Source organism: Acidobacteriota bacterium, assembly GCA_039028635.1.
Classification (GTDB): domain Bacteria; phylum Acidobacteriota; class Thermoanaerobaculia; order Multivoradales; family JBCCEF01; genus JBCCEF01.
The window spans coordinates 15,805-35,457 of record JBCCHV010000024.1 but is presented as its reverse complement, the minus strand read 5'-3'; the positions used below and the strand labels follow the sequence as shown (position 1 = coordinate 35,457).

The 19,653-nt window shown below is 68.1% G+C and carries 19 protein-coding genes; 15 read left to right on the top strand and 4 right to left on the bottom strand.

The features are described from left to right. Positions 1 to 254 precede the first annotated feature (254 nt). From AAF604_11530 to AAF604_11495, 8 genes are all read left to right on the top strand, one after another. Positions 255 to 1,424, top strand: a complete 1,170-nt coding sequence (locus AAF604_11530; GenBank protein ID MEM7050284.1) for a CHAT domain-containing protein — start codon at positions 255 to 257, stop codon at positions 1,422 to 1,424. A gap of 199 nt (positions 1,425 to 1,623) precedes the next feature. Then, the gene (locus AAF604_11525) at positions 1,624 to 1,791 is read left to right on the top strand and encodes a hypothetical protein (GenBank protein ID MEM7050283.1); all 168 of its coding nucleotides are present in this window, start codon (positions 1,624 to 1,626) and stop codon (positions 1,789 to 1,791) included. 137 nt (positions 1,792 to 1,928) lie between these two features. After that, positions 1,929 to 3,146, top strand: coding sequence for a hypothetical protein (locus AAF604_11520; GenBank protein MEM7050282.1), 1,218 nt, complete (start codon positions 1,929 to 1,931; stop codon positions 3,144 to 3,146). A 304-nt stretch (positions 3,147 to 3,450) separates the two neighbouring features. Then, the gene (locus AAF604_11515; protein ID MEM7050281.1) at positions 3,451 to 4,515 is read left to right on the top strand and encodes a 3-oxoacyl-[acyl-carrier-protein] synthase III C-terminal domain-containing protein; all 1,065 of its coding nucleotides are present in this window, start codon (positions 3,451 to 3,453) and stop codon (positions 4,513 to 4,515) included. Then, a complete protein-coding gene (locus tag AAF604_11510) occupies positions 4,512 to 5,054 on the top strand; it encodes an isoprenylcysteine carboxylmethyltransferase family protein (GenBank protein MEM7050280.1) in 543 nt (180 codons plus the stop codon). The genes AAF604_11515 and AAF604_11510 overlap by 4 nt, the downstream gene beginning before the upstream one ends. Next, positions 5,051 to 5,305 (top strand): acyl carrier protein, encoded by a 255-nt coding sequence (locus tag AAF604_11505; protein MEM7050279.1) that lies wholly within the window; start codon positions 5,051 to 5,053, stop codon positions 5,303 to 5,305. Before AAF604_11510 ends, AAF604_11505 begins: the two co-directional genes overlap by 4 nt. Continuing rightward, positions 5,302 to 7,077: a fatty acyl-AMP ligase gene (locus AAF604_11500; GenBank protein ID MEM7050278.1), complete on the top strand. Its 1,776-nt coding sequence runs from the start codon at positions 5,302 to 5,304 to the stop codon at positions 7,075 to 7,077. The genes AAF604_11505 and AAF604_11500 overlap by 4 nt, the downstream gene beginning before the upstream one ends. Next, on the top strand, positions 7,074 to 8,186 hold the full coding sequence (locus AAF604_11495; GenBank protein ID MEM7050277.1) for an NAD(P)/FAD-dependent oxidoreductase: 1,113 nt from the start codon (positions 7,074 to 7,076) through the stop codon (positions 8,184 to 8,186). Before AAF604_11500 ends, AAF604_11495 begins: the two co-directional genes overlap by 4 nt. Positions 8,187 to 8,189: 3 nt before the next feature. Here the strand turns inward: AAF604_11495 and AAF604_11490 are convergent, their stop codons facing one another. Both AAF604_11490 and AAF604_11485 read right to left on the bottom strand, forming a co-directional pair. Next, complete coding sequence (locus AAF604_11490; protein MEM7050276.1) at positions 8,190 to 8,558, bottom strand: DUF2007 domain-containing protein; 369 nt, start codon at positions 8,556 to 8,558, stop codon at positions 8,190 to 8,192. A gap of 39 nt (positions 8,559 to 8,597) precedes the next feature. Continuing rightward, on the bottom strand, positions 8,598 to 9,800 hold the full coding sequence (locus tag AAF604_11485) for a citrate synthase family protein (GenBank protein ID MEM7050275.1): 1,203 nt from the start codon (positions 9,798 to 9,800) through the stop codon (positions 8,598 to 8,600). A gap of 137 nt (positions 9,801 to 9,937) precedes the next feature. Here AAF604_11485 and AAF604_11480 point away from each other — a divergent pair, with 137 nt between their 5' ends. Continuing rightward, complete coding sequence (locus AAF604_11480; GenBank protein MEM7050274.1) at positions 9,938 to 11,092, top strand: citrate synthase; 1,155 nt, start codon at positions 9,938 to 9,940, stop codon at positions 11,090 to 11,092. 5 nt (positions 11,093 to 11,097) lie between these two features. Here the strand turns inward: AAF604_11480 and AAF604_11475 are convergent, their stop codons facing one another. Continuing rightward, a complete protein-coding gene (locus AAF604_11475) occupies positions 11,098 to 11,637 on the bottom strand; it encodes a hypothetical protein (protein MEM7050273.1) in 540 nt (179 codons plus the stop codon). A gap of 172 nt (positions 11,638 to 11,809) precedes the next feature. On the opposite strand from AAF604_11475, the gene thrA reads away from it, so the two are divergent. The 4 genes from thrA to thrC are packed head-to-tail and all read left to right on the top strand — an operon-like array spanning position 11,810 to position 17,648. Continuing rightward, the gene (thrA, locus tag AAF604_11470; GenBank protein MEM7050272.1) at positions 11,810 to 14,281 is read left to right on the top strand and encodes a bifunctional aspartate kinase/homoserine dehydrogenase I; all 2,472 of its coding nucleotides are present in this window, start codon (positions 11,810 to 11,812) and stop codon (positions 14,279 to 14,281) included. After that, positions 14,278 to 15,351, top strand: coding sequence for an aspartate-semialdehyde dehydrogenase (gene asd, locus AAF604_11465; GenBank protein ID MEM7050271.1), 1,074 nt, complete (start codon positions 14,278 to 14,280; stop codon positions 15,349 to 15,351). The genes thrA and asd overlap by 4 nt, the downstream gene beginning before the upstream one ends. A 19-nt stretch (positions 15,352 to 15,370) precedes the next feature. Continuing rightward, the gene (locus AAF604_11460; GenBank protein MEM7050270.1) at positions 15,371 to 16,297 is read left to right on the top strand and encodes a homoserine kinase; all 927 of its coding nucleotides are present in this window, start codon (positions 15,371 to 15,373) and stop codon (positions 16,295 to 16,297) included. 31 nt (positions 16,298 to 16,328) lie between these two features. After that, a complete protein-coding gene (gene thrC, locus AAF604_11455) occupies positions 16,329 to 17,648 on the top strand; it encodes a threonine synthase (protein MEM7050269.1) in 1,320 nt (439 codons plus the stop codon). Here the strand turns inward: thrC and AAF604_11450 are convergent. Beyond that, complete coding sequence (locus AAF604_11450) at positions 17,645 to 18,718, bottom strand: hypothetical protein (protein MEM7050268.1); 1,074 nt, start codon at positions 18,716 to 18,718, stop codon at positions 17,645 to 17,647. The two genes, thrC and AAF604_11450, sit on opposite strands and share 4 nt — an antisense overlap. A 279-nt stretch (positions 18,719 to 18,997) precedes the next feature. On the opposite strand from AAF604_11450, the gene AAF604_11445 reads away from it, so the two are divergent. Together AAF604_11445 and AAF604_11440 are read left to right on the top strand one after the other, a co-directional pair. After that, positions 18,998 to 19,234 (top strand): hypothetical protein, encoded by a 237-nt coding sequence (locus AAF604_11445; protein ID MEM7050267.1) that lies wholly within the window; start codon positions 18,998 to 19,000, stop codon positions 19,232 to 19,234. Further along, on the top strand, positions 19,234 to 19,623 hold the full coding sequence (locus AAF604_11440; protein MEM7050266.1) for a type II toxin-antitoxin system VapC family toxin: 390 nt from the start codon (positions 19,234 to 19,236) through the stop codon (positions 19,621 to 19,623). Before AAF604_11445 ends, AAF604_11440 begins: the two co-directional genes overlap by 1 nt. The last annotated feature ends 30 nt before the right edge of the window (positions 19,624 to 19,653 follow it).

Here is a 19,653-nt window from a genome sequence, read left to right as displayed (position 1 = left end):
ACGGTCGAGCTCGCGGTCTGACCATGCTGGAAAGCCTGCTGATGGGCTCGGACGATGGCCGTAAATTTCTGACGGTCAATCAGCGGAGAGAGCTCGAGGAGCTGGAAAGCAAGCGCTCGGACATTGATCGAAGAATCACCGAGGGTTTGTGGAGCCGGTCTCCTGGTTCCGAAGCCGGCGAATCCACTCTCGAAGAACTCCAGGCACGTCTTGAGCTCGTCGAGTCGGAGCTACGGAGGGCTCAGCAGAGGCTCTTGACTCCTAGCGACGAGGCGCTGATCGAGAAGCTGCGTGATCAGCGAGTCAGTCTGGCGCAGGTTCGAGACGCGTTACCGAGCGAAAAGACACTTGTCGTCACCCTCGCCCTTGGAACAGAACGTAGCTTTCTCTGGGCTCTCACCCGCGACCGCTTCGAGAGCTTCGAGCTACCGCCCAGGCAGCAGCTCAGTACCGTCATCAAGAAGGCCTATGAAGAGATTCAGGAGAAGCAGTACCGCAAACCTGGCACCGCCTCGACACCGGCTCTCGACGAGCTCTCGAAGACTCTCCTGGCCGACCTCGTTGAACGGGAAGGAGACTGGCTCGCCAATGTCGAGCGATGGCTGATCATTCCCGACGGGGTCTCCCACTACGTTCCCTGGGCTGCACTCCCGTGGACAACAGAGAACTCGCCAGGCTCGTTGATTCACAACTTCCAACTGACGACTTTCCCATCAGCGCCGTCCTGGTACCAGTTGCAAAGCCAATCGAAACGCCGTTCCAAGACCCCATCCCTAGCGGTTGTCGGCGACCCTGTTTTGGACAGTCGACTCTTCGAGAGCAACGAAGGCGCGCACGATCCCATTGCGAGCAAATTCCCGCGCCTCCGCTACGCTCGGCTCGAGGGCGAGAACATCGCCGAACTCGTCGAGGAATCCAAAACCTTCTTCCGCTTCGAGGCAAACCGCCAGAGAATTCTCGAAGGTCTGCTCGCCAACTTCGGAGTCATCCAGTTCTCGACCCATGCCGTGCTTCATCGCGATCCGCAGCGCCACGGACTGTGGCTCTCGCGCTTTGACGAAGGTGGACGAGAGGTCAATGGATTCTTGACCGACCGCGACATTCGCCAGCTCGACCTCCGAGCCGACCTAGTGGTTCTCAGTGGCTGTGAGACCGCACTCGGCGAGGAGACAGCAGTCGAAGGATTCCTCGGGATGACCCAGGCCTTCTTCCAGGCCGGTACTGCCCGTTTGGTCGTGAGCCTCTGGGCCGTCGATGACGCCGCTACCAGTGTCCTCATGGAGGACCTCCACAAAGCCTACTGGGATCATGACCTCTCCGCCAGCGCAGCGCTTCGCGACGCCCAGCTCGGCCTTCTCGAGAGTGACAGATTCAACGCGCCCTTCTACTGGGCCGGGTTCGTTCAGCAGGGCCGGCTCGACTGAATCTCGGCAGGCGTTTCTAGAACCGCTACCCAGAAGAAGGGCGCGGCTCGCTGTCTGATCCAATTTTTAAGATTATTAGATTTTAATTTATTACAAATTGAAACTTTTTTGCCGCTTGGGCTAACGAGATTTCCCTCTTCCCTGGTCTATATGGGTGAGGCCCAACGAGTAGGAAACAAAAACCCAAGAGGTAGAGACCATGACCTTTAGCCAGACCAGTGACAGCGGAATGCCCGACATTGGTTTCGACGACCGCGAGGCGAGCTGGAAGGGACCCCATTTCCCGATCGGCCAGGCCGACAGCGGCTCGTCCGGGTCGACCGACCCGTCCGGTAACAACGGCAGCGGCGGCGGCGGCAACCCGTAAAGCCGACCCGAGCTCCGGTCCTCGAGCTCGCTCCTCGAGGATCGGAGTCCCGCTTCGCCCCCTTTCATCAGGGGGCGAAGCCCTTTCCCCCTCCCGACTTCTTCTCCTCCCGAGCTCTGCCGATGCTCGCGCCCTCGATGCCCCGGACAACGCTTCCCTCACCGCCGAACCTGGCTCGAGACGGCTGGGGCGTCATCTTCGCCCAGGGCGGCGATCCCGCAGTGGCCGAAGCCCTCCGTCCGCTGCTCGAGCATCGTCGCCAGCAAGCCGGCGCCGACCGCTACCGCGAGCTGCGCGGCGGCGACGGCTATCGAGCGGGTGAAACCAAGCTCGACTTCCTCGCCCGCCACGGCGTCGCGCCGGGCCCGCCGCAACCGGATCGCATGCCGGCGAACCTCCTGCTGGTGGGAAACGCCGAGGCCATCGCCTTCGACTTCCAGTTCCAGCTCGCCTTGCAGCACCGCGTGGGACGACTCGATTTCGACGATCCCGAGAGCTATCACCGCTACGGCCAGAGGGTGATCGCAGCGGAGACCGAAGGTTCGACGAGCTGCCCCCATGGCCTGCTGGTGGCGCCGCGCAACCCGGAAGACGGTGTCACCGAACGGATTGTCGATCTATTGGTGAACCCGCTGGCGCAATCGCTCCTCGACGACACCTTCGAGCTCCTGATCGCCGAAACGGCGACCAAGGAGCGCCTCCTCCGCGCCCTCGAGAACCGGCCGGAGCTGCTCTTTCTGGCAGGTCACGGCCTGCGGTTGAGTGCCGACGATCCGCGCCAACGGCAACGCCAGGGGGCCCTTCTGTGCCAGGACTGGCCCGGACCGCGACGGGCTCGAGGTGAGGTGCCGGACGAGCAGATCTTCGCCGCCGAGGACGTCCCCGAGGACGCTCCTCGGATGGTCTTCCACTTCGGCTGCTACAGCGCCGGCACCCCTTGCCGCGACGGCTTCGACCATCTCGCCGGCGGCGACTCTCCGCCGCTGGCGTCGCGCCCCTTCGTGGCGGCTCTGCCGCGGCGCTTTCTGGAGCTCGGCTCCCTCGCCGTCGTCGGGCACGTCGAGCGAACCTGGGGCTGGTCGTTCCTTTGGCCCGGCGCCGGCAGCCAGCGGGGCGTCTTCGAGCTCCTCCTCGACGAGCTCTTGGCCGGCGCCACCATCGGCCAGGCGATGGCCGCCTTCGCGCGTCGCCACGGCGAGCTCGCCAGCGAGCTCCTTTTGCTGCTCGAAGAACGCGAGCGCGGCCTGCCGGTCGACCAGGATCGCCTGGTCGGATTGTGGACCGCCACCGCCGATGCTCGCCGCTTCATCATCCTCGGAGATCCGGCGGCCAGACTATTTTCGCCAAGGGTCTGAACATTTCGCGGGAGATGGCATCAACACTCAGTAGGAACTTCTGACGTCACCGTCCAGGTTAGATCAGGACGCGGCGTCGGGAGCACCACTACGGTGCCAGCGATGACGTCGCGTTCGGATGAGCGCTCCGCGCCGGCGTTGTCGCCACCGGGGTTACGCAAGTTCCTCCGTGGCCGGCCTACACTCGGGGCCGGCCCGCTTTTTTATTGGGGGGAGCTTGCCGCGGCGAAAGATCCCGACACCGTGAAGCGGCGGCAAGAAGGTCGGGCTAAGATCGGCCCGTGCCCTACTCCGAGGATCCGCAATGAGGATCGCCGCCGTCGGCAAGGCCCTGCCGCCCCACTACTACGATCAAGAGACCCTGATCGCGGCGCTGCGCGAGCATTGGGCCCAGCGCCACTTCAATCTCGGCCGACTCGAGCAGCTCCACCGCAATGTCCTGGTCGGAGGCAGGCACCTCGCCCTGCCGATTGACGAGTACTCCAAGCTTGAGCGCTGGGGGCAGGCCAACGATGCCTGGATTCGAGTCGCCCAGGAGGTCGGCGAAGGCGCCATTCGTCAAGCCCTGGAGCGGGCCGGACTGACGGTGTCGGATGTCGGAGCCTTGATCACCGTGTCCGTCACCGGTATCGCCACGCCTTCCCTCGACGCCCGGCTGGTCAATCGTCTCGGTCTACCGACGAACCTCCGGAGGATCCCCATCTTCGGCCTCGGCTGCGTCGCCGGCGCCGCCGGCATCGCCCGCGCCGCCGATTACGTGAAGGCCTATCCCGAGCAGGTGGCGGTGCTGCTCTCGGTCGAGCTCTGCTCGCTCACCCTGCAACGGGAAGATCTGTCGATTCCCAACCTCATCGCCTCGGGGTTGTTCGGAGACGGCGCCGCCGCCGTGGTCGTGCGAGGCGCCGACCGTGGACCGACCTCGAACGGTAGCGAGGGCCCGGAGATCGTCGCCACCCGCTCGGTGTTCTACCGCGACACGGAACGGGCGATGGGCTGGGACATCTCGGAGCGCGGCTTCGCCATCGTTCTGTCGCCACAGGTGCCGCAACTCGCCCGCGAGCACCTCGCCGACGACGTCGATCGCTTTCTCGCCGATCACGGCTTGCGCCGAAGCGACATCCAGTCCTGGGTTTGTCATCCCGGCGGACCGAAGGTTCTGGCCGCCATTCAGGCCGGCCTCGATCTCGATGAAGAGGATCTCGCCGTCACCTGGCGCAGCCTGCGGGAAGTCGGCAATCTGTCCTCCACCTCGGTGCTCTTGGTGCTCGAGGAGACTCTCGCCAACCACCGGCCAGCGGCCGGCAGTTATGGCGTGCTGTTGGCCATGGGACCGGGGTTCTGCTCCGAGCTGGTGTTGCTGCGGTGGTGATCGACAGCCGAGGCTGGTTCACCTTGGTGGTCCTCGCGGTCGCTCTCGAGAGGCTTTTCGAGCTGCGCCTGTCGCGTCGCCACGAAAGCGCCCTGCGGGCTCGCGGCGGCTTCGAGGTCGGACAGTCCCACTACCCCTGGATGGTGGCCCTCCACAGCTCCTTCCTGGCCGCCGGCCCCCTCGAGGTCTGGCTCCTCGATCGGCCTTTTCGGCCGACTCTCGCCCTCGTCGCGGGTCTGGCCGTCGCCGCCGCCATGGGCCTGCGCTACTGGACCGTGCGCACCCTCGGCGAACGCTGGACGACCCGCGTCCTGGTGGTGCCCGGCGAACCGCTGGTCGCGGGCGGCCCGTTCCGCTACCTGCGCCATCCCAACTACCTGGCGGTGGTGATCGAGATCGCCGCCCTGCCGCTGATCCACGGCGCCTGGCTGACGGCCCTCGGCTGGAGCCTCGCCAACCTGTTCCTCCTGCGAACCCGTATCCGAGTCGAGGAGCAAGCCCTGGCGGAGACTCGCCTGCCCGAGGGAGCTGCCCGATGACCACCCCCAACGCCGAGGCCATCCTCGCCGACATCACCAAAGTCGCCCAGGAACACCTGCAGTGGAAGGGCGCCCTCCAACCGGAAATGCGGCTGGTAGAAGACCTCGGCCTCGACTCGCTGCGCCTTCTCACCCTGGCGGTGGAGATCGAGAACCGCTTCCGCATCCTCCTCGACGACGGCGACGAGGCGGGCATCGAGACGGTGTCCGACCTGATCGCCATCGTGCAGCGTAAGCTGGCTTCGCCATGAGCACCCTCGGCCAGCTTCTGCGCCGCGCCGCCGACCACCCGGATTCCGGCCTGCGTTTCCTCGACCGCCGCGAGCGCGCCAACTTCGTCTCCTGGCAGGAGATTCACTACCGTGCCCTCGGCGTCGCCGGCCGGCTGGAGAGCGCCGGCATCGCCGCCGGCGACCGGGTAGCGATGATCTTCCCGACCGGCGAAGCCTTTTTCTACGGCTTCTTCGGCATCCTCGCCTGTGGCGCCGTGCCGGTACCGCTCTATCCGCCGGTGCGGCTCGGCCGCCTGCAGGAGTACCACCTGCGCACCGCCGGGCTGATCTCCGCCAGCGGGGCGCGCCTGGTGCTCGCCGATCCCCGGGTGCGGCGCATACTCGGCGAGACCATCGAGCGGGCTCGGCCTGCCCTCGGCTGCCGCACTCTCGACGACCTGCCGACGGCGCCGCCGCGGGATGAGATCGCCACCGATCGCGCCGAGGATCTCGCCCTGGTGCAGTTTTCCTCCGGCACCACCGTCGACCCCAAACCGGTCGCCCTCAGCCACCGCGCCATCCGAGCCCAAACCGAGGCCCTCAACTCCTTCTGGCCGGAGGGCCACCACACCGGCGTCAGCTGGCTGCCGCTCTACCACGACATGGGTTTGATCGGCTGTGTCTTCCCGGCCCTCGAGCGACCGGCCACCCTCACCCTGCTACCGCCGGAGGCCTTCGTGGTGCGACCGGTCCTGTGGCTGCGCGCCATTTCCCGCTATCGCGCCACCATCTCCCCGGCGCCCAACTTCGCCTACGGCCTGTGCCTGGAGAAGATCACCGACGAGGAGATGGACGGGGTCGATCTGTCGTGCTGGCAGGTGGCCCTCAACGGCGCCGAGGCGGTCGCCCCCAGCGTCCTGCGCGCCTTCCGCGAGCGCTTCGCCCGCTGGGGCTTCCAGGGCACCGCCTTGACCCCCGTCTACGGACTCTCGGAAGCCGCCCTGGCGGTGACCTTTTCGCCCCTCGATCAGCCCTTCTCGAGCACCACCTTCGATCGCGATCACCTCGCCCAGGAGGGCCGTGCCGAGGCCGCCGACGCCGGCCTCGAGCTGCCCTCCCTGGGTCGCCCCCTGCCGGGATTCGAGCTTCGCATCCTGCCGGTGACGGCCCAAGACCCCGCCACCCGCGCCGTCCCGGACGGTGAGATCGGCAAGCTGTGGGTGCGCGGTCCCTCCCTGATGAGCGGCTACCTCGGCCGCCCCGAGGCCACAGCCCGGGCCCTGGTCGACGGCTGGCTCGACACCGGCGATCTCGGCTTCGTCCGCGACGGCGAGCTCTACCTGACGGGCCGCGCCAAGGACCTCATCGTGCTGCGCGGTCGCAACTATGCGCCGGAGGAGATCGAGCAATCCCTGCAGGACCTGCCAGGCCTGCGCACCGGCTGCGCCATCGCCGTCGGTTGGCTGCCCGAAGGGCAAGAGCGCGAGATCCTCGCGCTGCTGGTGGAGACGGCCCGCGAAGCAACGAAGGAAGAGATCGAGGGTCTGCCGCAGCGCTGCTCCGAGCGGGTGCTCGGAGCCACCGGCCTCAAGGCCGATCGGGTGGTGATTCTCGAACCCGGCACTCTTCCCCGCACCACCTCTGGAAAGCTGCGCCGCCAGGAGGCCCTGCAGCGCTATCTCGCCGACGAGCTCACCGCCCCGAACCCGGTCACCGGCCTGAGCATGATCGGGGCCCTGGCCCGCTCCAGCGTCGCCTACGCGCGCTCCCGGGTGAGCCGACCCCGCGCCGCGGAAGGTGGCAAAGGATGACCGACCTGGTGATCGTCGGCGGCGGACCGGCCGGCCTGGGGGCTGCCATCGCGTGTCGCCTGCAGGGCCTCTCGGTCAGCCTCCTGGAGCAGCGTCGGCCACCCCTCGACAAGCCCTGCGGCGAAGGCTTGATGCCGGACGGCGTCGCTTGCCTCGAGCGCTTCGGTGTCCGCGTCACCGGCCGGCCCTTCCGCGGCATCCGCTACTGCCAATCGGACGGCACCATCGCCGAGGGTGACTTCCCGGCCGGCCACGGGCTCGGGGTGCGGCGACCGGCGCTCCACCAGGCGATGGTGCAGCGGGCCGAAGCCCTCGGCGTCGAGCTGCTGTGGGGTTCCAAGGTCGAAACGATCGAAGCCCGCGGCGAGCAAGGGGTGGAGGTGGTGAGCGGCGATCGCAGGCGGCTTGGTCGCTACCTGGTGGCGGCGGACGGACTGCGCTCCCCCCTGCGCCGCTGGGCCGGCCTCGCCGGCAAGGCGGCGCAGGACCGCCGCTTCGGCGTTCGGCAGCACTTCCGCTGCGCCCCCTGGAGTGAACGGGTCGAGGTCCACTGGGCCGAAAACGCCGAGGCCTATATCACCCCGGTTGCCGCCGACGAGGTCGGAGTGGCGATTCTCTGGCGCCGTGGCAAGGCCACCTGGGAGCAGCTCTTGGCGCGCTTCCCGACCCTCGCGGAACGGCTCGCCGGCTGCGCCACCACCTCCCGGGCGCGGGGCTGCGGGCCGCTACGCCAGCGGGTGCGAGGCGTCCGCCGGGACCGCACCTTGTTGCTCGGCGACGCCGCCGGCTATGTCGACGCCATCACCGGCGAAGGCATGTCCCTGGCCCTGCACCAGGCCGAGGCCCTGGCCGACGCCGTCGCCAGCGGCCGGCCGCAGCGCTACGAGCGCGCTTGCCGGCGCCTGCGGCGTTTGCCGGACGCCATGACGGAGCTGTTGCTCGCTCTCGAGAAGCGGCCCGCTTTGCGGCGCCGGGCGCTCCGCGCCCTGGCCCGCGAGCGGAGCGTCTTCGACCGCCTGCTGGCGATTCATTGCCGGGCTTTGCCGCCGAGCCAACTCGGGCTGGTGCCGGCGACGCGGCTGGTCTGGCGGTTCGCCACGGGTCGCTGAGCTCTACTCGGAACCCGGCTCCGGCTCGGGATCAGGGTCCGGGGGCACCTGGGCGGCGAGGACCTCGCGCGCGCGATCGAGCTGATCTTCCGGCACCAGCACCGCCGCCGACAATCCGTGCTTCGAAAAAAAGCCACCATGGCCGGCGATCGGGAGCATGTGGAGCGACTCTTCGCCCTGCACGAAGTGGGCGATCCCTTCGGCCTGGAGCAACGATTTGACGACGCTCAGCTCAACCGTGTCGGGGGTCCGCAGGAGAACCACCGGATCGCTACCGCCACCCTGCGGCGATTCGGCGACCAAGGGCACCCCGCAGTCGGCGCATTGGTCGATCTCGTCACGAAACTCGGCACCGCAATTTGGGCAGAACATGACCAGATGTTGTCACGAGGTCGAGTTTCGGGCCGCCCTTCAAGCCTCACCCTGGCGCGGACCCGAGTAGCGGGCACGCGGCCGAATCAAGCGACCGGTACCGTACTGCTCGATCGCCTGACCGATCCAGCCCAGGCTGCGGCCGAGGGCGAAGAGGGCCACCGGTCCTCCCGGCGGCAACTCGAGCACCCGGGCCAGGGCGACCAGGGCGACATCGACGGTGGGCTCTTCGCCGATCAGGGCGCGGGCCGCGGTGATCAGTCGGTCGATCGGCTCGAGGGTCGCTGCGCCACCGCGCACGGCGCCGGCGAGCTCGAGCAGTAGCTTCGCCCGCGGATCGCCGGCCGGATACAGCGGGTGCCCGAAGCCGGGGATCTCTTCGCCCCGGCGCAGGCGATCAGCGAGCACTCGCCGGACTTCGCCGGCGCCCTCGATCTCGCGCATCAAGGCCTCGACCTGCGACGAGCAGCCGCCGTGGCGGCGCCCGCGCAGCGCCCCGAGGCCGGCGCCGACCACGTCGTAGAGGGTGGACTCGGCGGAGGCGACGCAGCGAGCCGTGAAGGACGAAACGTTGAGTTCGTGGTCGGCGCACAGGATGAGGGCGCCGCGCAACGCCGCCGCGGCGCCGGGCCGAGCGTCCTGATCGAGGCTCGCCACCAGACCGGCCGGTGAGGTGGCGCGCCCGCTCACCACCGAAATCAACAGCCGCACGATGCGCGCCCCGGTCAGGGCGAGGGCGCTCGGTCGCAGGTCCCAGGCGGCGAAGTCGTCCACCGCGGCCAGCGGCAGGGCCACCTGGCAGCGCTCGACCGGCTCGAGCCGGTCGGCCGCCGCCGGCAGCTCGACCTGCGGTGCCCGATCGGCGGCGAAGAGGTGGGTCGAGTCCTCGGAATCTCCGGTCCACAGCAGCGCCGCAACCTCCTCCACGCTCCATCGGCGAGCCAGCAGCAGCGCATCGTGCCCGCGGTAGAACAGGCGGCCCCCCTCGATCAGGGTGATCGCCGATTCGAGCACTGGCGTGCCCCAATCGAGAGCCGTCGGAACACTGCCCTCGGGATCCCGCCGCAGGGCCTTGCGGGACAACAGTCGCTCGACCTCGGCGCGGCCGTAGCGGCGCGCTCGCGGATCGCCGGGCACCGCCTCGGAGCGCAGCATGCCTCGACTGACGTAGGCATAGAGAGTCGAACGGCTGACTCCCAAAGCCGTCGCCGCCTGACGCGCCGTCAAGAACTCCTGATCCATCGATTTCTCCTCCCGATACCGAGTTTCGCCCATATTGATTCATAAATCAAGATTGACAATATTGCCGATCTCAAGGAAATTGAACCGGCTCGGCCCGGTCATTCCCGGCCCGAGCGCTCCCCGAAAGGAGTTGTGACATGAGCTCTTACAGTCCCGGCCTCGAAGGCATCGTCGCCGCCGAAACCACCCTCAGCCGCGTCGACGGCGAAGCCGGCCAGCTCACCCTGAGCGGCTACCCGGTCGAAGAGCTGGCTCCGCGGGCCCGCTTCGAAGAAACGATCTTCCTGCTCTGGAACGACCGCTTACCAACCCCGGACGAGCTCGAAGCCTTCTGCGCCGACCTCGCCTCCCGGCGCCACCTCGAGCCGGCGACCCTCGAGCTGCTGAGCGCCGCCGCCGAGCGCCGGCTCGCGCCGATGGATGCCCTCACCGTCGGCACCGCCAGCCTCGCCCTCACCGCAGCCGCCGACGCTCGCACGCTGATCGCCACCCTGCCGCTGCTGGTCGGCGCCTATCACCGGTTGTTGCACGATCGGCCTCCGGTCGAGCCGCGCCAAGACCTGGGGCACGCCGCCAGCTACCTGCACCAGCTCACCGGCGAGGTGCCCTCGGCCGCCCGGGTGCGCGGCCTCGAGACCTACCTCAACACGGTTTGCGACCACGGCTTCAACGCCTCCACCTTCACCGCCCGGGTGATCGTCTCCACCGGTTCCGACCCCGTCGATGCCGCCGTCGGAGCCCTCGGCGCCCTCAAGGGTCCGCTCCACGGCGGTGCCCCTGGACCGGCCCTCGACATGGTCAAGGCGATCGGCCGAGTGGACCGTGCCGAAGCCTGGATCCAAGACGCTCTGGACCGCGGCGAACGACTGATGGGATTCGGCCACCGGGTCTACCGGGTCCGCGACCCACGGGCCGAGGTGCTGGCTCAGGCCGCCGAGGAGTTCTTCGCCGACGACGGAGATCGCGCGCTCTATGAGCTCGCCCGGGGCGTCGAAGCGATCGCCCTCGAACAGCTCCGGCAACGCAAGCCGCACCGCCGCATCGCCACCAACGTCGAGTTCTACACCGCCCTCTTGCTCGATGGCCTCGGGCTGACGACGGACCTCTTCACCCCCACCTTCGCCATCGGTCGCATCGCCGGCTGGATGGCCCATGTGCGCGAGCAGCAGGAGAGCGGCCGGCTGATCCGGCCGCGATCGGAGTACGTCGGCGAGCAAGGCAGGCGATGGGTGCCGCTCGCCGCTCGGGCGAAGCCCGACCTTCTCGCCGAATCGGTTGGCGCAGGGTCGTAGGCGGGCTAGCGTTTCTCGCGCTCGAGGAAGGTGAGCTGCACGAAGGCTCCGAAGAGCGCCAGCAGAACGATGATCAGCAGCGACCAGGGGGGCTGCCCTCCCCAGGCGTCGACCACCAGATTGGCACCGACCACCGCCGAGAGCAGGACGAGGGCCATCTCGAACAGGCTTCCGGCGAGGATCGACACCACCAATCCGGCGGCCACGAAGACCATCCAGGGGGCCAGATCGGGCGCCACCTCGAGGGCCTGCCAGAGCAACAGCCCGCCTTGACCGCCAAGCAGAAAACCGGCCACGGCCACCGCCAGCCGCTGCACGAAGAAGGCCAGCAGGACGCCCAAGACACCGGCGAGAACGGCCAGGGTGACGTGCAGCCAGAACGACTCGAGGCGAAGGTATTGGATGGCGAGGGCGAGGCCGAAGGCGAAGCCGGTCACGCCGACGGCGAGCCAGAAAACCTTGCGACCGGCGAGCAGCAGGAGACCACCCAAGAGGGTCGCCGCCACGGGGCTCGCCGGCTCGCCGAGAAAAGGCAGCGGAGCCATGGCTCATTATGTGCCCGGAAGGGTGATCGAGCCAACGTCTCGATCACCACCATCGTGGCGCTCGCCAAGGTCGAAAACGCCCGCCTGTAGTAGGATCCCGCCTTCCCAACGGCGCCGAGGAAGGGTCCCGGCGCGACTCCTTCCCGCCGATGCGGGTGGACCGGAGGTCGAGGTGAAAGTCCTGAAGTTCGGTGGCTCGTCGCTGGCCACCCCGGAACGTATCGTCACCGTCGCGGGCATTCTCGCCACTGCCCTCGAGTCCGGCCCCGTGGCCTGCGTGCTCTCCGCCTTCGGCGGCGTCACCGACGACTTGGCGGCGGCGGCTCGCGCCGCCGAACAACGCGACGAGTCCTACCGCGAGATCGTCGAGCGCCTCGCCGAGCGTCATCGGGCGGCGGCGGAAAGCCTCGCCGGAGAGGACGAGCGCAGCGCCCTCGGCGACGCCATCGGCCGCGCCTTCGAGGATCTCGACGACCTGCTGCGCGGCGTCTGGCTGGTGCGAGAAGCGAGCCCGCGCACCTGCGACAGCATCTTGAGCTACGGCGAACGCTTGTCGACGGGGATCGTCGCGGCGGCGCTGCGCCGGGTTGGCATCGAGGCGGAGCGCTGCGACGCACGGCGCCTGGTGGTGACCGACGACCGCTTCGGCAATGCCCGGGTCGATCTCGACGCCACCTACGACCGACTGCGCGAGTTCTTCTCCGGAGCGACCTCCCTGCAGGTCGTCACCGGCTTTCTCGGCGCCACGCCGGCGGGCGAAACCACCACCCTCGGGCGCGGTGGCTCCGACTACACGGCGGCCCTCATCGGCGCCGCCCTGAAGGCCAAGGCCGTGGAGCTGTGGACCGACGTCGACGGCGTCCTGAGCGCCGATCCACGCTGGGTCGAGGCCGCCTCGCCGATCTCTCAGATGGGCTACGAAGAGCTCATGGAGCTGTCTCACTTCGGCGCCAAAGTGGTCTACCCACCGACGGTCCACCCGGCGCGCAGTGCCGGCGTCCCGCTGTGGATCAAGAACACTCTCAATCCCGCCTTCCCGGGCACCCGGGTCGAGGCCGGTGCCGGCACCGAGGGCGGGCCCGTGCGCGGCGTCTCATCGGTCCACCGAGTGGCCTTGATGCGGCTCGAGGGCGACGGCATGGTCGGCGTCCCGGGGATCGCCATGCGGCTCTTCGGAGCCCTCGCCCGGGAAGGTATCAGCGTCATCCTGATCAGCCAGGCCTCGAGTGAGCACTCGATCTGCTTCGCCGTCGAGCCCGCCGCCGTCGCCTCGGCCCGCCGCGCCATCGACGACGAGTTCAGTCTCGAGCGCGAGGCCGGCCTGATCGAGGAGCTGGTGGTCGAAGAAGACCTCTCGATCGTCGCCGTCGTCGGTTCCGGCATGAGCGAGCAGACCGGCATCGCCGGACGGCTCTTCGCCAGCCTCGGCGCTCACCGCATCAACGTACGAGCCATCGCCCAGGGCTCGTCGGAGCGCAACATCTCGCTGGTGGTCGACGGCGAGGACGAAGAGCGCGCCGTCCAGACTGTTCACGAAGCTTTCTTCGCCGGACCCCGGCAGGCGGTCGAGATCTTCCTCGCCGGCACCGGAAGGGTCGGCGCCGCCTTTCTCCAGCAGCTCGCCAGCGAGCGCGAGCGCCTGGCCGCCGCAGGCCTCGATCTGCGCCTCGCCGCCGTCGCCAACAGCCAGACGATGGTCGCCAGCCCGCAGGGACTCGATCCGGCGGATGCCGCCGAGCGACTCGCCACCGGCGGAGAGCCTTGCGGCGTCGCCGGCCTGGTGGACTTCGCCCTCGGAGACGCCCGCTCGCGGCGCATCTTCGTCGACTGCACCGCCAGCGACGACGTCGCCGGCTTCTACGATCGCCTGCTCGAAGAAGATGTCGCCGTGGTGACCGCCAACAAGCGACGCCTGGCGGGACCGCTCGCGACCTTTCGCCCTCTGATTCCGAACCTCGGCGCTGGGCGATCCGGGGGGCGCCTCTACTTCGAGACCACCGTCGGCGCCGGGCTACCGGTGGTGCGCAGCCTCGCCGACCTCGTCGCCACCGGCGATCGTCTGATTTCGGTCGAGGGCCTGTTCTCGGGAACCCTGAGCTTCCTCCTCGATCGTCTCGAGAGCGGCATGGCATTCAGCGAGGCGGTGCGGTCGGCCCACGATCTCGGGCTCACGGAGCCGGACCCTCGGGACGACCTCGGCGGTCAAGACGTCGCCCGCAAGCTGCTGATTCTGGCCCGGGTCGCAGGCCTCGAGCTCGAGCCCGAGGACGTACGGGTCGAGCCTCTGATCACCGCCGAGGATGCTCGACCCGACCTCGATCTCGAGGATTTCTGGCAGCACCTGCCGAGCCTTGATGAAGCCTTCGAAGCGCAACGCCGCGACGCCGACACCGAGGGCTTCCGGCTGCGCTACCGCGCCAGCCTGGTCGAGGGCCGCGCCCGCGTCGCCCTCGACCCGGTGCCCAACGACCATCCGCTGGCCAGCGCTCGCAGCACCGAGAATCTGGTGGTCCTGACCACCGAGCGCTACCAGAGTCCGCCGCTCACCATCCGCGGCCCCGGCGCCGGACCCGAGGTGACCGCCGCCGGCGTCTTCGCCGACGTGCTGCGAGCGGTGGCGGAAAGCCCCCCGGGGACCTCATGAGCGCCAAGATCCCGGTCGCCGTGCTGGGAGCCACCGGCAGCGTCGGCCAACGCTTCCTCGCCCTCCTCGCCGATCATCCTTGGTTCGAGGTCCGAGTCCTCACCGCCTCACAGCGTTCGAGCGGCAAGCCCTATGCAGAAGCGGTGCGCTGGCTGCAGACGACGGCCCTTCCGGAGGCCTATCGCGAGCTCGTGCTGCAACCCACCGAACCCGCCTCCGTGGCCGGCTGTCCGCTGGTCTTCTCGGCCCTCGGCTCGTCGGTGGCCGGCCCCCTCGAACCGGCCCTCGCCGCTGCCGGCCACCTGGTGGTGTCGAACGCCGGCGCCCATCGCATGGACCCTGACGTTCCGCTGGTGGTGCCCGAGGTCAACCCGGACCACATCGATCTCGCCCGTCACCAAGACGCCTTCCGCAACCGCGGCGGCGCCCTGCTGACCAACCCCAACTGCTCCACCATCGGCCTGGTGCTGGCGCTCAAACCGTTGGCCGACGCCTTCGGCATCGACCGGCTGCACGTCACCACCTTGCAGGCGGTCTCCGGCGCCGGCCTACCCGGAGTACCGGGGGTGCAAACGCTCGACAACATCATCCCCTTCATTCCCAACGAAGAGGAAAAGGTCGAGGCCGAGACGCGCAAGATCCTCGGCCGCCTCGACGGCAGCGCCATCATTCCGGCCGAGGTGCGGGTCAGCGCCCACTGCAACCGCGTGCCGGTGATCGATGGACACACCGCCTGCGTCTCGGTGGCTCTCGAGCGGCAGGCCTCGGAGGACGATCTGCGGCGAGCTTGGAGCGATTTCCGGGCGGCACCGCAGGAGCTGAGCTTGCCGACGGCACCGGCGCGACCGGTGCACTGGCTCGATGGCCTGGACGTTCCCCAGCCGCGCCTGCACCGCGATCTCGATGGCGGCATGGCGGCCAGCGTCGGGCGACTGCGCCCCTGCCCACTGCTCGACTACAAGTTCGTCACCCTGTCCCACAACACCCTGCGCGGTGCCGCCGGCGGCGCCCTCCTGCTCGCCGAGCTGGCGGTCGAGCGTGGGCTCCACGCCGAGGCACGACGAGCCTGACCCGCCGAGGACCGACGCCATGAAAACGGTTCGGGCTTTCGCCCCGGCGAGTGTGTCGAACGTCTGCTGCGGCTTCGACCTCTTCGGCTTCGCCGTCCGCGGTCCGGGAGACCTCGTCGAAGCCCGGCGAAGCGACCAGCCCGGGATCGTGATTCGCGAAATCACCGGCGATGATGACCGCCTGCCGCGCCAGGCCGAGAGCAACACCGCCGGCGTCGCCGCGGCTCGACTGCTCGCCCGCCACGGTGCCGAAGCGGTCGGCGTCGAGCTCGCCATCCACAAGCAGATGCCGCTGGCCAGCGGTCTCGGATCGAGCGCCGCCTCGGCGGTGGCGGCGGTGGTCGCCGTCAACGCACTCCTCGACCTCGGCAGTGCGCGGGAGATTCTTCTCGCCTGCGCCGTCGAAGGCGAGCGCATGGCCTGCGGCACCGCCCATGCCGACAATGCCGCCCCCAGCCTCTACGGCGGCTTCGTCATGGTCCGCGGGCTGCGGGTCGATCGCTTGCCGGTACCGCCGGGCCTCGCCTGCGCCTTGGTTCGGCCAGATGTCGAGGTCGAAACCCGCTCCGCTCGCCAGGCTATTGGCGACAGCGTGCCGCTGACCCGGGCGGTGACGCAATGGGGCAACACCGCGGCTCTGGTCGCCGGCCTGTGCCAGAACGATCTTCGACTGCTGGCGAGCGCCCTGGTGGACGTCGTCGCCGAGCCGCTGCGCACCGACGCCGTTCCGGGCTTCGACCAGGCCAAAGACGCAGCCCTCGCCGCCGGCGCCCTCGGCGCCGGCCTCTCCGGCAGTGGACCCTCGATTTTCGCCCTCGTCGAGAGCACAGAGCGCGCCCAGGAGGTAGCGCGGGCGATGAGCCAGGCCCTGCAATCGGCGGCCGGTCTCTCGGCCGATACCTGGGTGACGCTGGTCGAAGCGCCGGGCGCCCGCGTCGTCCGATGAGCCCAGCACGGGTCGAGGAGAGGGGGCGACCGTGAGATTCGTCAGCACCCGTGGAGAGGCACCGCCGGCTGGACTCGCCCAGGTCCTGGTCAAAGGACTGGCGCCGGACGGCGGCCTTTACCTGCCGGAGAGTTGGCCGACCTATGACAACGTCTTTCTCGCTTCTCTGCGCGAGCAGTCTCCCCTCGGCATCGCCGACCGGATCGCCGCGCCCTTTCTGAGCGACCTGCCGGCCGCCGACCGGCGATCGTTGATCGCCGACGCCCTCGACTTCCCCATCCCTTTGCGCCGCCTCGAGACGGTGGGCGATTCGACCCTCTCCGTCCTCGAGCTTTTCCACGGCCCGACCCTCGCCTTCAAGGACGTCGGAGCCCGCTTCCTCGCCCGCCTTCTGGCCTACCTGCTGCGCGACGAAGAGAGACCGCTGACCGTGCTGGTCGCGACCTCCGGCGACACCGGCAGCGCCGTCGCGCAAGCCTTCCTGGGGGTGCCCCGGACGCGCGTCGTCATCCTTTTTCCGGAAGGCAAGGTCAGCCCGCTGCAGGAGCGCCAGTTCACCACCCTGGGCGATAACATCGAGGCGCTCGCCGTCGACGGCACCTTCGACGACTGCCAGCGAATGGTCAAGGAAGTCTTCGCCGATCAGGAGCTTCGTCAGGAGCTCCTCCTGACCTCCGCCAACTCGATCAGCTTTGGGCGTCTGCTGCCCCAAGCCTTCTACTACTTCCTGGCGGCATCCCAGCTGCCGGCAGACGCTCCGCCGCCCCTGTTCTCGGTCCCGAGCGGCAACTTCGGCAACCTCACCGCCGGCCTGGTGGCGCAACGCCTCGGCCTCGAGACCGCCGGCTTCGTCGCCGCCACCAACCGCAACGACGTCGTGCCCGAGTACCTCGAGAATGGCGTCTTCAGCCCGCGACCTTCGGTTCGCACCCTGTCGAACGCCATGGACGTCGGCAACCCGAGCAACTTCGATCGCATCCAGGCGCTCTACGACGGCGACCTCGCCGCCCTAAGGCGCGACCTCCGCGGCGCCCGCTTCGACGACGACCAAACCCGCCGGGCGGTGGCCGACGTCGACCGCCGCACCGGCTACCTCCTCGACCCCCACACCGCCGTCGGCTACCTCGCCCTGCGACAAGAGCTCGAGCGGCGCGCGGAAGCCGACGAAAGCCCGGCCAGCGGCATCGTCCTCGCCACCGCCCACCCAGCCAAATTCCGCGACGGCCTCGAAGCGGTCATCGGAAGAGAAATCGAGCTGCCGGGGCGGCTGGCGGTGTGCTTGGAAAGGGAGCGGAAGGTACGGCCCATCAAAGGCGAAGCAGCACCCTTGATCGAGATCTTGCGGCACTAGTCGCTCATTCTGCTTGCCTGGAACAACTTCTTGGGGCAGATCGGCGGACCGGCTAGGCAGGTCTGAGCTGCCGAGCTCGCCCTGCTGCTCCAGGTCCCCCGAACGTTTTGCGGGCGCAAGAATCTGTTCTGAAGTCTCCTCAGAACAGCGGCAGTCCATCCCTGGTTCAGAAAGCCTCTCCGGACCGAAGCCTCGAAAGACTCGACGATCGCGGTGCAGTCGTAGAAGAACGGTCCAACGCAGGCTTCCAGAGGGCTTTCGTCTCGAGGAATGAATCGCACGTGGTGAGGAATTGGCCAGAATTGCCGGGGGTCCGTGCCCGAACTCTCCCACAGAGCATGAAAGGCGTAGAAATGGGTGTCCAAGAGCTGAGGTCCCTGGTCCTTGTGATCGTCACTCGGCTCCGCCAACAGCATCAGCTCGAGCTCCCCCTTCGGCTCAAAGATCAAGGGATCGCGGGAATCGTCCCCTCTCAGAGCTTTGAAGGTGACCGCAGGATCTCCTGTGGTTTCGGCGGTCACCTCGGCAACACCAGCCAGAACCCCAGGCGTCGTGCCCGTTTGATCGCCAAAGCTCTTCAGATCCCAAACTTGCACCAGGCTGTTGCCGAACCTTTTGCTCTCCCCCAAAGGCCCGCATGCGCTCAGCGAGCTGAACCCGCTCAGAGTCAGCATCGAATCGACGGCCGGTGACAAACCGGCTTGCGCGGCCGCAGAAATCTCATGGCCCCCATCCACAAAGAATGGGATCCCGTTGCGATCTGGGTCCTTGACGGCTGCAGCACTCAAGCGGACTTTCCAGCCCGCGATCGGCATCGAGCAAACGACATTGTCGTCTCGAGAATCACTCGTCGCTGGGCCGTCCGATGTCGCGCCCACCGCTTCGCAGGATCTTGTTCCGTCATCCTGCGGAACGAGGTCTTCCTGCAAGAAAACCAGGCTGGCCTCGTGTTCGGGAACTTTGAACTCGGACACTTGAGAAGTCTCCGGAACCATTGCCACGAGCTCACCGTCTCCCGGCTCGACCAAAGCCGCAAGACCAGCGATCCAAAGCTTGACCGTCACACTCATCTGACCCCTCCCATGAGAACTCGGCGGAAGAGAGGCTTCCGTCGTTGACTGCTATCGAAGAAGACGGACCCCGCCGGCGGATTCTGGCGATGCGCGTGAAACGGGCCGATGAGCTTCTCCCGGCAGAGTCGGAGAGGCGATCCCAAAGATCGGCATTTTCGCCTTCCCGAGCGATGTGGAGGGACATCTCGCGTTCTCGAGAACAGAAGCTCGAGACCACTATTCGTTGAGGGAGACGGAATGATTGCATTTTGCCAGCATAGAGCTCATAATGAATCCATGCCAGTTCAAGTCACTATCCGCCATGTCCCCGAAGCGGTGCGCGATGCCCTGGCCGTGCGCGCCGCCCGCGAGCGCAAGTCGATGCAGGAGTTTTTGGTCGGTGAGCTCGAACGCATTGCGGCTCGCCCATCGGCGGCCGATTGGGTCGCCCAGGCGCGGGCCGACAAGACCTACAGCGCCGTCACTCTGTCGACCGACGAAATCCTGGGCCACCGCGACGCCGATCGACGCTGATGGTGATCGTCGACGCGTCGGTGCTAGTGGCAGCGTTGGTCGATTCCGGAGAGAGCGGCCGCTGGGCTGAGGAGATCGTCCTTGGCGAAGAGCTGATCACGCCCCATCTGGCGCCCGTCGAAGCAGCCAACGTCCTGCGGCGGCTCGAGTCGAGCGGCCGCGTGACATCAGCCGATGCCGACCGCGCTCGCCGCCATCTGCTGCGCCTGGATCTCAACCTCTTTCCCTTCGAACCGTTTGCGGATCGCATCTGGGAGCTGCGTCACAACCTGACCAGCTACGACGCCTGGTACGTCGCCCTCGCCGAGGGTCTCGATCTCGCCCTGGCGACCCTCGATCGAGCCCTCGCCGAGGCCTCCGGGCCGAGGTGCTCGTTCGTCCTGCCCTGAGATCCGCTGTCAACCGGCGAAGAATCGCCA